Source organism: Hwangdonia lutea (assembly GCF_032814565.1).
GTDB classification, from domain to species: Bacteria; Bacteroidota; Bacteroidia; order Flavobacteriales; family Flavobacteriaceae; genus Hwangdonia; species Hwangdonia lutea.
The window spans coordinates 2,839,807-2,853,938 of sequence record NZ_CP136521.1 but is presented as its reverse complement, the minus strand read 5'-3'; the positions used below and the strand labels follow the sequence as shown (position 1 = coordinate 2,853,938).

General features: G+C 38.3%; 8 protein-coding genes. All 8 read right to left on the bottom strand.

Annotated elements, in window-relative coordinates:
* Window positions 1–2: 2 nt before the first annotated feature.
* Window positions 3–1,412, bottom strand: a complete 1,410-nt coding sequence (locus RNZ46_RS12430; protein WP_316982486.1) for an MFS transporter — start codon at window positions 1,410–1,412, stop codon at window positions 3–5.
* Window positions 1,413–1,451: 39 nt separating this feature from the next.
* Complete coding sequence (locus tag RNZ46_RS12425) at window positions 1,452–2,915, bottom strand: glycoside hydrolase family 30 protein (protein ID WP_316982485.1); 1,464 nt, start codon at window positions 2,913–2,915, stop codon at window positions 1,452–1,454.
* 37 nt (window positions 2,916–2,952) lie between these two features.
* Window positions 2,953–3,960: a glycoside hydrolase family 2 TIM barrel-domain containing protein gene (locus RNZ46_RS12420; RefSeq protein WP_316982484.1), complete on the bottom strand. Its 1,008-nt coding sequence runs from the start codon at window positions 3,958–3,960 to the stop codon at window positions 2,953–2,955.
* A gap of 2 nt (window positions 3,961–3,962) precedes the next feature.
* Window positions 3,963–5,234, bottom strand: coding sequence for a glycosyl hydrolase family 17 protein (locus RNZ46_RS12415; RefSeq protein WP_316982483.1), 1,272 nt, complete (start codon window positions 5,232–5,234; stop codon window positions 3,963–3,965).
* Between the two features lie 8 nt (window positions 5,235–5,242).
* A complete protein-coding gene (locus tag RNZ46_RS12410) occupies window positions 5,243–8,701 on the bottom strand; it encodes a 1,3-beta-D-glucan phosphorylase, GH149 family (protein ID WP_316982482.1) in 3,459 nt (1,152 codons plus the stop codon).
* A gap of 116 nt (window positions 8,702–8,817) precedes the next feature.
* Window positions 8,818–10,494, bottom strand: a complete 1,677-nt coding sequence (locus RNZ46_RS12405) for a family 16 glycosylhydrolase (RefSeq protein WP_316982481.1) — start codon at window positions 10,492–10,494, stop codon at window positions 8,818–8,820.
* 12 nt (window positions 10,495–10,506) lie between these two features.
* Window positions 10,507–12,591, bottom strand: coding sequence for a hypothetical protein (locus RNZ46_RS12400; RefSeq protein ID WP_316982480.1), 2,085 nt, complete (start codon window positions 12,589–12,591; stop codon window positions 10,507–10,509).
* Window positions 12,592–12,610: 19 nt separating this feature from the next.
* Window positions 12,611–14,113, bottom strand: a complete 1,503-nt coding sequence (locus RNZ46_RS12395) for a RagB/SusD family nutrient uptake outer membrane protein (RefSeq protein WP_316982479.1) — start codon at window positions 14,111–14,113, stop codon at window positions 12,611–12,613.
* Window positions 14,114–14,132: the final 19 nt, after the last annotated feature.

Below are 14,132 nucleotides of genomic sequence, written 5' to 3'. Positions count from 1 at the left end.
GTTTATACGGTGCTTTTACGTTTTTCTAACTGCTCGCTTATTTCATTGGCTCGTTCTTCGGTTAAATCATAATTACGCATCACATAAATAGCAATTAAAGTTCCTACGATTGGAAATCCTGAATAAAACACCCTAAGCCCCAAAACGGCACCTTCGGGTTGTGTTGCTAAATTTGGATCGAAACCAACTGCCGACATAATAGTTCCTGTTAACAATCCAGCGATGGCAAAACCGAACTTAACCATCCACCAATAAATAGCGCCAAAAACGCCCTCGCGTCGTTGTCCTGTGTTTAGTTCGTCCAAATCAATAACATCTGCAGTCATCGACATCATTAATGTGAACAGGCTTCCGATACCAAAGGAAAAAAACGGAAGCGCAAATAAAAACATATACGGTTTGCCTGGAATAAACAAAAACCAAAGTAGAATATACCCTATAATTGAGATTGTTTGAGAGACTATAAAGGCTTTCTTTTTCCCTATTTTTTTAGACATTGCAGTAATTATTGGAATAACTATAAAGGTGGTTGCCAAAGCGCCAACGCTACCAAATAAAGTAGGCCAAATACCCGCTGCTCCCGCATCGCCTCCAAACAAATGGTAAACAACAATAAAAAATGAAAAGCTTGCTATGGTGTAAAAAGTGTTATAAATAAAAAACGTGGCGATGCATAATTGCCGAAAAGGCACCGACTTAAAGGCTTCTTTAAATCCTTCGAAAATCTTTTTTAAACTACCGCCAACGGTCTTAAAATTTAAAGCTGCATAATTCTCATTAATTGTTGATTTGCTTTTAATAAAAATTGCCGGTACCATGGCAAAAACCATACAAGCGATTCCTACCCAAACAGCCAAACTTCTTGTGGCTACATCGGCGGATTCAAACAGGTTTTGATCGTACATAAACACCCAGAACCAAGGCGCAATTACCCAAGCCCACTGCCCTATCCACTGGGCAATGGCCATAATATCTGTGCGTTCATGAAAATCGTTGCTCATTTCGTAACCCATCGCCACATAAGGCACACTAAAAATGGTTAACCCCAAATAAAAAACAAACGACCAAATTAAAAAGTAAGTAAAATTATAATCTAAACCATCTGCCCTGTATAATTGCCACATGGCAACAAACGAGATGCCCATAATTAAGGCGCCAAGAAACACATAATGCCTGCGTCTTCCCCATTTTGACTTTGTATTGTCTGATATAAAACCCATAATTGGGTCGGTAAAAGCATCAAACACTCTTGGAAGGAAAAACAGGATACCCCACATCCACCCCGGAAAACCTAAATCTTGCACTAGAACTACCATAAAAATGCCCAAAATAGCGGGAAACATTTGGTTAGCGAACATACCAATCCCGAAAGCTATTTTTTGCCCCATGGGTACTTTATTCGTTTTAGACATACTTTATTTAGTTTTTAGTTAGCAAAGATGCAGGTGATTTTATTGTTGACTTGGAATGACTATGGTTTGAATGGCTTTTTCATTTATTGAAAAATCGATAGACTGTTCGTTTAAATTTATATGGAAACTTTTGGCAGTATCACCTTCATTGAATAACACCAATACGATGGATTCATCAGGATTTTTAACAGCTGTTACCATAAGCGATTCATCTGAATTATCATGCGAAATAACTTTAGCCTCAGGCCTAATATATTTGCTAAAGTGAGCCATGGTATAGTAAAGTGGCGTAAAGTATACCTCATCCTTTTCAGGGTCTACAATAACCGGAGCAACACACCAATTTTCAAACCAGTTTGGTCCGCCTTGTCGGTCTAAAACCATATTCCAGTCTATCCAACCATCAACCCAATTGTTTAAACAGCCAATAATATCTCTAGCATAACGATTTACCGGTGCGTATTTTGGATGTAAATATTTTTTTTCCGGCTCTCTCCAATCGTAGCCCCAATCTGTGGCCTCTTTTTTCCAGTACCAAGCATCGTCTTGCCAAACAGGTATTTGTGAATCTATACAGCCTTCGGTTTCAATCAAGTATTTATCTGGTGCCTTGTTGTGCGCGTATTGTAAAGCTTCGGGGAAATAATCATAAGTGCTCTCGTACCAATGAATGGCAGTACCGGCAAAATATTTTGAAGACTCATCGGTAGCGAACATGGCATCGACCCATTCTTTTAAACCGGCTCTATTTTGATCGTAACCAAGAATATTAACAGCTCCCTTACCATCAGCTTCAAGCTTTGGTCCCAAATGATTTTGAACAAAGTCCGTTTCTTCCTCGGGCGTAAAATGCATACTTTCCCAATTATTGCCATTTCCGTGAGGCTCGTTAACAGGTGTTACACCCCAAATATCAATGCCCTCAGCTTTGTAAGCATCTAGATATTTTGAGAAAAACAAGGCAAATGTATCGTAATATTTTGGCAATAAATTGCCGCCAACGTAGGCATTGTTATCTTTCATCCATGGTGGTGCGGTCCAAGGTGAGGCTATAATTTTAAAACCATCTTTTGAAATCGCCATTGCATCTTTTATCATTGGAATTAAATCGTCACGATCTTCTTCAATTGAGAAATTTTCCAATTCCATGTCACCTTCAACTGGTGCGTAGGTGTAATTATTCAATGAAAAATCACAGGAACTAATGTGGGTTCTTGTTAATGAATAGCGTGCGCCTTCTTCACCAAAATAAGCTTGCAGAATGGTATCGCGGTTTTTTTGGCTCAACTTGTTCAGCAAATAAGCTGAAGACTCCGTAAAAGAACCGCCAAAGCCCGTAATGGTTTGAAGCGTTTTTTCGGGATTTAAAGTTATTTTAACTACGCTATCCAATGTTTTAAATTCGGTAATTTTGGTTAGCTTATTACCACTTTCTGATGTTTCGTAAACCTCAAAATCCAACGTCTTATCTTTCACATTACAACTCGATAATACGATTGCCATTATAAAAATTGTTAAATAATTACACTGCTTCATTTCCTTAGTTTTTTAACTGATTATATTTATTTTTTACAACACTAAATGTTTCTTTTTTGTTTCTTTCGATATCCACAATACCCCAAAACTCTTCGTTTGGTGCTCCATCATAAGGTACGCCGCTACTGTTGGGCGCCCAACCACCAATGTCTTGCTTATCGGGATTTCCTGCTTTCCACCAGCCATCGGTAAACGAAAACATGGTAACACCCGAGCAAACGTCTTGGTTTTCAAAAATTTTATCTAAAATGTTTTTGTTGGCCGCTGCCTGTGCTTTTTCATTAATGCCTTTCTCGAATCCTGCCTTAGAAATCGTCATATAGCTATCGCTTCCAGCTTCGGATAAATACATGGGTTTATCGCTAACAGCTTCCCACTGCGAAAAAATGGTTGACGGATCGTCCCATCGGTACACATTCATGCCCCAAACATCGATATTTGGACTCATTGACAATGCCAATGCATCGGGCAGCTCGCCGTGAGCCGTTGTTACGGGATGTTTGCTGTCGTTTTTATGGATACGGTCTGCGGCATCATTCATGGCTATATACCAATTTTTAATATCGCCTCTGAACCACTCCGGATGGTAATTGTATTCGTTACCCAATTCCCACATTAAAATGGACGGGTGATTTTTATACTTATTTACATAATCGATATAAGTTCCTGAAAGTATATCGAACTTTCCTTTTTGGTTGTACCCAAAACCCAAAATTATTTTAATTCCGGCAGCATGAATGTCATCTAAAACGGCTTTATCGTCAATAGGCGCATAAATGCGAATGGTATTAATGCCCGCCTCGACCATTAAGTCTAAATCTTGGGCTAAGGTGCTAAAATCCCTTTTATCGCCTCCTTTTGGAACAGGATGATAGCAAATTCCTTTTATAAGATAGGGTGAACCGTTTACAAGAATTTGACGCTCGCTCACCGAAACCACAGGGTTTTGCGCTTCGTTTTTACACGATGCAAAAGCAAAAAGCATTACAAATAGTACGATATAGTTTTTCATCTTTATTCTTTTATTGGCGGCACCAAAACGTCTTTCATTAAAGCATCTTTATCGCCATCATAGGTTTTTGTTATAGGGTTTCCATTTCTGGTTAAACCTTCAAAAACACCCTTATCAACCAAATCCCAAAGCGCGTATTTAGCTTGACCATCGACCTTGAAAAGTCCGAAATGATTTTCTGAACCTAACGGGTTTCTGGCATCTTTCCACGGTTCATCAAAAGCTTCAAAGTAAAAACAAGAGATATTTTCTTTGTTTGTCCAAGTCCTCATTAACTCATAATAGCGTCCTGATTTGTATTCATCTGTAGCACGAGACCCATCTTTACCGTAATGCCCATTTGAAACCGTTGCCCATCCTGTTTCGCCAATATGAATTGGTTTTGATGCATCAATGCTTTTCACGTATTTGTAAACATCATTGTATTGCTTTTTTGCAAACTCAAAAGCCCGCAACATCGCTGCATCTGTCTTTTTTAAATCCGTTAAATTTTGCTCATTTTCCGGCACTTTCCAAAACTCTGGATTATAGTGTGAATTATGATACGGATAGGTATGCATAGAAATATAATCTACGGCCTTAATCAGCTTTTCTAAATCTGGTGTATGGTAAATCGTATCGCCACCGCCCCAAGAGGCAAAATCATCTGAACTTGTAATCCATAAATCTTTAGGAAGTTCTCCTTTTTGCTTTAAATCCTGTAAATGATTCACCCATTTTAAAATGACGCTTGGCTGCACGTAATAACTGGTTGCCCAATGCACCATGGCTTCGTTGCCCACGGCAATAACCTTTACAATATCCGGATAGGCTTTTGCCAATGCTACCGCCCTATCTATCTCGCCTGCATTTTGCTCGCTTTCCACATTATGGTCTGGGGCTTGGTCTGTCCAGGCGTTTTTACAATCTATCCACGCGCCAAGCATAACATACATTTCAAAGCTTGAATCTTCGTTTTTCAGTTGCCTAATAGCTTTTAGCAAGTTTGGAGCCTGCTGCAACTGCACGTTATAGGTGCGCAATATTTTTACACCCATAGCGGCAAGAATCTTCATATCGTCTTTAAGCTCTTCAATCGTGGGCTGAATATCCCGCGACGTTTGCCTGTAACCTCCATAAGAAATAGCCAAATAATCAGGATTCCCTAAAATATCTTTTGCTGTTATCTGTTTTTCTGTTGCCACGTTGTTTTCTTCTTTTTTTTGCTTATTTCCACAGCCAGCCATTACAATTAAAATGGACAAAATCAATGTATTTCTTAGCGTTGTTGTCATTTTAAATTCTACTTTATAATTGAAACTTCAATGCGGTTAATATCACCCGTTCTTTCAAAAATCATTTTTGAGATGTTTTTATCTAAACTTAATTTTTGAAACTCTTGAATCGTGTTATTGTTAAACACAACTTTGATGGTTTCGTTATCTGAAATTTTATAAATTATTGGAATTTGACAATAGGTGAAACACAATGCGTCGGCCTCCAAATGAATGGTCTTCTCTTCTTTATTTACACTGGTGTATTGCACCGTTTTTGATGATTTTAAAAACTCGTATTTCCGTAATAATCGTGGATTAAAAAACAGTTTTCCGTCTTCAACAAAAACGCCTAATTCTCCAAATCTGCTCAACACATCTTCTTTAACCTGTCCTGTCATTCCTGGTTGCTGTGCGCCTTTAGTTGCTGGCGTATGCGAATACGGATCGGTTGGAAATGCGCCATATAATTCTGGTGATTTATGCACCCCTATACCGGCTTGAATTTCGTAATAATGGTCCAAAAGTCGCCCTATTATTTCGTCGCTTTCATTGGTATTTATAGCTAACAATACATTTTCTTGAACTGCCAATAACAATTTGGAAACCATGTGCCAATAAATAGACCCCAATCCTTCGTAACCAAAAAATGTTCCCGAGCGCCCTGTAAAAGCTTTATGATTAAAAACATCTTCAAAAACATCTAAAATGAGTGCTTGGTCTTTTTCAATTAGCGATTTATATTTTTCATCCGATAACTCATCCAACGCTTCTTTTAAACTATTGGCGTTATTAAAGTTTCCGTTAAAATGGAAGTTTCCTAAAATATCTTTTTCGATAATCTGCGTGTTTCCATCATCAACCAATTGCTTTAATAATTGTGATTTCTCCACATTTTCAGAAGGAATATTATTCTTTTTATCAAACCTCGGCAAATCTTTATTCGGGTATAAAATATAGCTGTATTGGTCTGCTCTAAAGAGGGCGCTAGATTTTAATCCGTCCAATAAATCCAAGGCTTCTTTTGGCGCCAAATAACCCGAACTTAAAACGGCAACTTGACCTTCAAGCATCTCGGATAAATATGAAATGGAAACTTCTTCGTTATTTTCAACCGTCATTAAATTATAGGCATGATATAAATTATCTGCGCGTTTGTTTGCTGCAATGGTGTGCTGTAAATACGATTTTGTAACATCAATAAACTCTAAAAGCTCTGTTTTGTTTATTGAAGATTTATCGCTTGAAAAAGCGTTTTCATAAATTGTGTTTCTGTATGTACTGCCTGCGTTTCCTAAACCATCTAAAACTGTTTTTCTGTCTTTATTTGAAATAGGCCCAGAAAGTATATTTTTATTATTTTGGAATGTGGCAACCACTTGATTAAAAAACACCCTTAATTCTGAAGATATTTCTACCTGTTCGGTTTCCAAGTTCGATACCACCGTTTCAAAGAAATTTAAAAAACGGTTTAAGTAATACAAAGTAACCATAGAAACACCGTTGCCCACCAAAGCGTTGTTGGCGTCGTTCCATTCGGGGCGTTGGGTGTTTAACCAAATACCGCCTTCGGGTATAAAATTAGACAGTTTTGCCAATACGGTCGCCAATAATTTTTCAATTAAATTGACCCTGTAAATGGATGCATTTTTATCTAAAAGCAAGGCACCGTCTGCTCCTATTTCTGCTCTTCTTTCATTGATTTTTGCATTCAGTTTGTAATCGAAATCAATGGTGTCTTTTGGATTTAATAATGTGTTTTGGTAACTCTTAATTTTATAGGGCACATTGGCATACACAAAAATATTTTGGTTGAATAATTTTTCCAATCTATTTGGGTAATGCTTTTCAATAAACTCCAAAAACTTTAGAAGGTATATAATTTGATGATCGCCCCAATAGCCTATATACGACCACGGATCGTCTTCCTCGATAACTTCCCAATCAAATCCGCCTTTTGTTACGCGGTACGGGTTGTAACCTTCAAAAGTTGTGGCGTTTAAAAATTTGTGAATCATGCCCTCAATAAATTCTGGATAGGCATGTGCAAGCGCTTCCCAATTCTGGAAAATATCGCGCCAATTGCCTTCGTAATCTAAAATTTTAGAGCCATCAATTTCACTCTTTGTATTTATTGAAAACTTGTTCCAAGGCCTGCTTGGGTCGCCGTGTCTTCGGCTAAATTTTAATGGTAAATATTCGAAACACAAGCGTTTAAAATCTTTATCCGTGCTTTGTTCAGCGAAAGCTTTAATATCTTTTAACTGAAAAAATTCCGGTAAAGCGTCTAAGGTTTTTTGTTCTTTGTTATAAACTTTTTTATTGGCTTTTGAGAGGTACTTTACAAAATCTTGTTTTTCAATATTGTAATCGTCATCAAAAATACCGCCACGCATGATGTTAAAAAGCGTATTTGCAAAGTGCCTTGTGTTTGTTAAAGGGTCTTCGGTTACTTGCAAACCATCAGCAGCGGTGGTTAATTTTACTAGGTTTTCTGTACCCAAATCAACATCATTTTCAATCAAACCAACAATATTGTTTTCATTTTTTATGAGTTCGGAAATTTGAGTAATTCCTGAAATAGTTTGATTTACATTGGCAATAAATCTCCAATTTTCATCTGAATTGGCTTGTAAATCTATATTTGAAACCGTAAAATACGCGCCTTTTTCGGCTCGAATGTCTTCTTCTTGCCGTACCGCATGTCCTTTTCTAAAATCATTAAGTTGCAATGATGATATTAAATATGTTGGATTTTCAACCCCAACAGACCATACCGTGTTCGCCTTTAAAGCTTCACTTGGTTCTGCCTTGTCAACAATAATGGCACTTAACGAAAATATTCCTAAACCAACTTCTGGCAATAACTCATTCTTTTTGTAAGCATCAACCAAATTGCTGTATGCGTTTTGCATATCGGAAGTTACTCCAGCGGGTAAAATATTTTGCAAACCGTCTAAACACGTGATGTTTATAATTTTATCGGAGTTATTTTGAAGGGTCGATTTTTTTACAAAACCAAATTGGTTACTTGAGCTCCATTGATACCTAAACGTTAGCCTTAAATCTTTGTTAACTTCCTCGAAAACAACCTTATTGCCGTATTTGTTTTTATATATATTTCTGGTAATTTGATAAAGTCCCGTTTGCCTTTCCGAAAAAGGCTCCCACACATAGGTTTTTCCTTTTAAATGAATTTGAAAGATGGTTTTGCTACCCGTAACATCGGCAAGTTCGGTGATTTTATCATCGGTATAATAAGGAAATAATGAAGATTCAGAATTTTTTCTTCCGGCCGATAAACCACCATTGCTAGATATAAACATCCAATGGTTTGAATCGCTAACGATACTCATAAAAAATGGTCGCATAGCATCACTATTGGAAATCTTATAATACGTTTCGCCTTCAAAATCCACCAATCCGTTCTTTACTTTTTGGCTGTGGTTTGAAACGTTTTTATCTTCTGTTAAAACTGTATTGTTCATTAATTATAATCGTTTGTATTGCATGCGACTAAGTGACCAAAGCGCTATTTGAATAAGGGATGGAGTAAAAAGGCCGGATGTTGGAAAACCGACCTTTTAAAAAACCCTCAAATTAATTATTGATAAACTCTCACATAATCAATTTCCATGGTATCTTGAGTAAATGCTGGGTCGATATCACCACCTAAGGTGCCACCCATGGCAATGTTCATGATAAAAAAGAAATCGTCGTTAAACGGTAAACCAGCGTTGTTATCCATTTGGAAAAAGGCAACATTATCAAGCATCACGGTTAACTTGTCTTCGGTCCATTCTAAAGAATATAAATGAAACTCTGAAGACGCATCGCCTATCGATGTTGTTTCGCCATAAGACGCGTTGCCGTTTGTTCCTGTATCGAACCAGTGCAATGTGCCTAAAGTTGTTCCTTTGTCCCAACCTGTTTGCTCCATCACATCAATCTCTCCACACCTTGGCCAACCAACGGTAGAAAAGCTTTCGCCCAACATCCACAATGCAGGCCAAGTTCCTTGAGAGCTTGGTAATTTGGCTCTAAACTCAACTCTTCCGTAAGTAAACGCTTGTAAACCTTGAGATTTTACTCTTGCTGAGGTATAACCTCCGCTTCCATCGGCTTTTGCTGTTATAATAAGAGAACCACCGCTAACCGTTACATTTTCTGCATTGGTAGTGTATGTTTGTACTTCTTGGTTCCCCCAGCCACCAGCGCCGGTATCGTAGGTCCAGTTTGCCGGATCGGGAGTACCGTCTGTATCAAACTCATCAGACCAAACCAGTGTGTTGTACTGAGATTCAAATTCCTCTACCGCGCCTTCTTCTGGTTTTACAGAGGTGAATTTATGATACCATGCAAATCCGTTACCGGTTTGAATAATTCTAACAATTAAAAAATCATCGGTAATTGAAATAATATCATAAGTATGTGCTCCAACAAACCATCCCATAAATCCGCCATCGGCAATTTCAAAACTAGTCCCTCTGTAAGGCGCTTCGTTATACGATCCTTCAAGGGCCGCTTTTGATGAAGACGGTGCAAAGGATACATTTTTAACACCAAACATGGTTGTCGCTACGGTTTCATCATGGCAGGTATCGCCAGCAACACCTAAATCACCAGCATAAGTTCCTGGTATAAATGCAGGACCAACGGTTTGCTCGAATGTTAAGCCTTCTTCTAATCGTGTAAATACAAATTCGTTTGTGTACATACATGATTTTTCTTCGTCCCAAGGTCCAATGGAATTCCACCACGCTTCCCAAGCAAACTCACCTCCTCCATAGTCATCTTCAACAGGACCTAAACCAACATGAGTGGGTAAATTAGAAGCCCAATACCATGTTTTAGTGCCTCCAATTACTTTTCCAGCCATCATATCAACAGCTTCAAGGTCGGAGAATGAACTAAACACCTCAACTTCCAAAGAAGTACTCGATTTAACTCCTCCTGCGCCAATGGCACTAACAACAACCGTATACGTATTCACTCCCGTGGTTGTATATCTATGGGTTATTTTTCCTGTAGAAGATATTTCGGATTTACCATCACCAAAATCATAATGGTAACTTATTTCATTGTCTGCCGTTGCAGAAAAATCTACAAATCCAGAGCCATCCCCATTTGGGTTACTTGCATCTACTCCAATAACTTCTGCAGAAATGGTTACATTAGACGGGGCAATTAATTCGCCCATTGAGATATCATCATCTTGACAACTAGTAAATACAAAAGCTAGTGCCAGAAACATTCCGATATAATATTTTATGTTTTTCATAATTTAATTTTTTTAGATTCTTACTAACTTATATTGCCAAAATACACCTGCTCCAGCTTCAATAGACACACTTATAGTATTATTATCTATAAAAGACACATTATAAGCAACTGATGCTGGTGCATCGCCAGGGCTAGAAAGTTCGCCTGTATTTGTTGCTTTGGGCAAGCCAATATAAGCACCTACGCCATTTAATGTTAATATGCCGGAATCGTAGGTGAATGTTGCCGGATTTGAGCCATCGTGTGGTGCTACAGGCGCTCCACAGGCATCACTACCACCTTGCCATGGTTCTACCCACGTATCGGTTCCCAATACATTTTGAAAAGAACCGTCGGCTCCAAACACATAAGCATCATCGTAGTAACATGCTCTTCCTGAAACACAAGCATCGTCGCAGTTCCACCATGAGATATCCCCTAAAGCTGGTCCTACACCTAATGACCCTGCCTCTTGTGCCATTTGCCATGTTCCTGTTAATGGTGAACTAACCACCCCATCTCTTACTAAAGTATACTGCCAGAATACACCTGCACCGGTTTCAATATATACCGATAATGTATTTGGGTCGACAAAAGTAACGTTGTAAGTAACTGATGCTGGTGCATCGCCAGGACTAGTAAGTTCGCCTGTATTGGTTGCTTTTGGTAAGCCTATAAAAGCACCTACTCCGTTTAAAGTTACCGTTCCTGCATTTTCATCATAAACGTAAGTTGCAGCGTTTGAGCCATCGTGAGGTGCCACAGGTGCTCCACAAGCATCACTACCACCTTGCCAAGGTTCAACCCAAGTATCTGTACCTAAAACATTTTGGAAAGAGCCGTCTTGATTAAACACATAAGCATCATCATAATAACAAGCTCTGTCTGAAACGCAGGTGTCATCGCAATTCCACCAACTGATATCTCCAACTGATGGGCCTACACCTAGTGCACCAGCTGTAGGAGACAATTTCCATGTTCCTACAATACCTGTATCTACGGCTGTTGGTACTTTATAAAAGTAAAGGTTGTCTATAAAAATAGTACCGCCTTCTGATGGTGCTCCTTCAAACTTAAATTGAATAATATTTGAAAAGTCTACCAATGGATTTTGATCTGTAAAGGCAGATAAAGGAATATCAAAAGACGTCCATTGATCTTGAGTTAACTCTAAATCGTAAGCGGTTTCATTTGGTCCTGCACTAATAGGAGATATTTTTGCATTAAAATCTGCTTGTGCCGTCCATACATCAACGTGAATATACTCCATAGCCGAAGCATCAACAGCCACACTAGAAAAATCGATACCTTGATAAGTAATATCGCCATATTGAATCATGTTATTTCCATCAACCTGTATTTGAGTATAGGTTGTTGATTGCCCCCAATTTGGATTGTAATCAATGGGGTCTGGATTTGTATAAGAATCACTATAGATTGAAATCACATCCGCCTGTGCTCTAATAGGCGCAGGAGCAGCTTCCAATGGTTGTAAAATCGCGGTTACATCAAAATCTACCGTATACTCGGTAGTTGCAATGGCTGCACTCATAGCTACCACTCTAATGGTGTATGTTCCAGCTTCTGCATATTGATATGATATCGTTTCGTCAATATTAAAAGGAACAGGTTCATCATTTCCCGGTTCTCCAAAATACGCTTCAAAAGATAGCGCAAAATCTGCTGTTGCCGATACGTTAACCTGCTTAGAGATTGCGGCATCGTTCTCGATGGTTACAACCAGATTTTCCGGTGCTTTAAACGACACCACTATAGGCTGAGTGATGGATGTTGTTAATCCGTTTACGCTAGCTGCTGTGATGGTTGCATCATACGTTCCTTCTTCATAAACATGCTCAACACTATTGCCTGGGGTAATTCCTTCTTCTATGTCAGAGCCATCGCCTAAGTCAATACTATAACTTGCAACCCCTTCACCTAATGGTGTAATGGTTACTGCCCCGGAATTGTCCTGTGAAACACTAACTGCAGCCGAAAGATTTGTGGGCGCCTTAGTGCTTTCAAGGAAATCTGTATCACCAAACACGTTTTCCTCACAACTCCATACCAAAGTTATAATTAAAATCGTGCTAAAAATATATTTTAATGTTTTCATAAATTTGTTTTTTTAGTTATTAATAGCCGTCATTTTGTGTTAATCCTGAAAGATCAATTTCTCTTTGAGGTATAGGGAACAATCCTTTTGTAGCTGTGCTATAACCGCTTCCTAAAACTGTAGCTGCTTGACCTGTTCTCACTAAATCGAAAAAACGATCGCCTTCCATAGCCAACTCCAATCGTCTTTCATCCCATATAGCTTGCACGGTTGCAGTAACTCTATGGTTTGTATCGCCAAAAGCTCTATCTCTTACCATATCCAAATAGGTTTGTGCTTTAGCAGCACTACCATTTGACGCTCTTAAATTAGCTTCTGCTGCCATTAATAACACGTCTGCAAAACGGATAATACGTTGATTGTTTTCGTAATTCAATTCTATTTGTCCGCTAGTTTGTCCTTTTCTTGGTAAATACTTTTTATTATACAAATCGGTATTTTTAAAAGGTGCCACTTGAAAAGTAACATTAAGACTTGGGTTATCTGCGGCATAAGCAGCAACATCAAAAACAGTAGCGTCTTTTCTTTGGTCGCCATCTTCATAAGCAGCTGCTAAATCCTGTGTTGGTAAATTTGTACTCCAACCGGCATTGTATGGCATATCTGCAGAACCACTTAAACCTCTTACACCACATTGCTGTACAGCATAATTACCTTGACCTCTTGTTTGCCCACCCCAGTTATAATACGGTGAACCGTTTGAGTATTGTACTTCGTAAATTGATTCTGGGCCATTTTCACCTTCAAATAAAAAGATATCATCAAAATTAGGCACTAAGCTAAATGGACCATTTACCACATTTTCGAGCATAGGTGCCGCTAAGTCAAATTTTTCCTGATACAAATACACTTTACCCAATAAAGCTTGAGCGGCATATTTTGTTATACGCCCTTGCTGCGAAGCCGATGTTGGCAAAACACTAATAGCATTTGTTAAATCGGTTTCTATTTGTGCGTATACCTCTGCTTTAGGCGATCTTTGTAATGTTCCAAAATCTGTGATGCCTAATTTACGATCGGTAAACAACACCACATCACCAAACATTCTAACCAAATTGAAATAATAATAAGCTCTTAAAAAACGAACTTCGCCAAAAAGTGCTTCCTTACCTTCAAAATTTACGGTGTTACCCAATAGATTAACATCTTTGTAACTTATTAAATAATTGGTTCTATTGATTCCTTCGTAAGCCGATAGCCATAAATCTTGAAGTGTTGAATTGTTTGCTAAAAGCTGATAATCGTAATCATCAATATTTTGCAACGATAATACATCAGAAGCGTTTTCGCCACCTGCAACGGCATTATCTGATGCAATATCGCCAATAACCACCATTTGATTTAACCATTGTGTTGGTGTATAACAGCTCACTGCCATAGTCCGGTAGTCTGATTCTGTTTGCAGATAATCAGCCTCGGTAACTTGATACTCATCGTGCGGGTCGAATTCAACAACATCTGAACAACCAACAAAGATTGAAAGTATCATGGTTAATACTATACTGTTTTTTATATTTTTCATACTAATTTATTTTTGGATG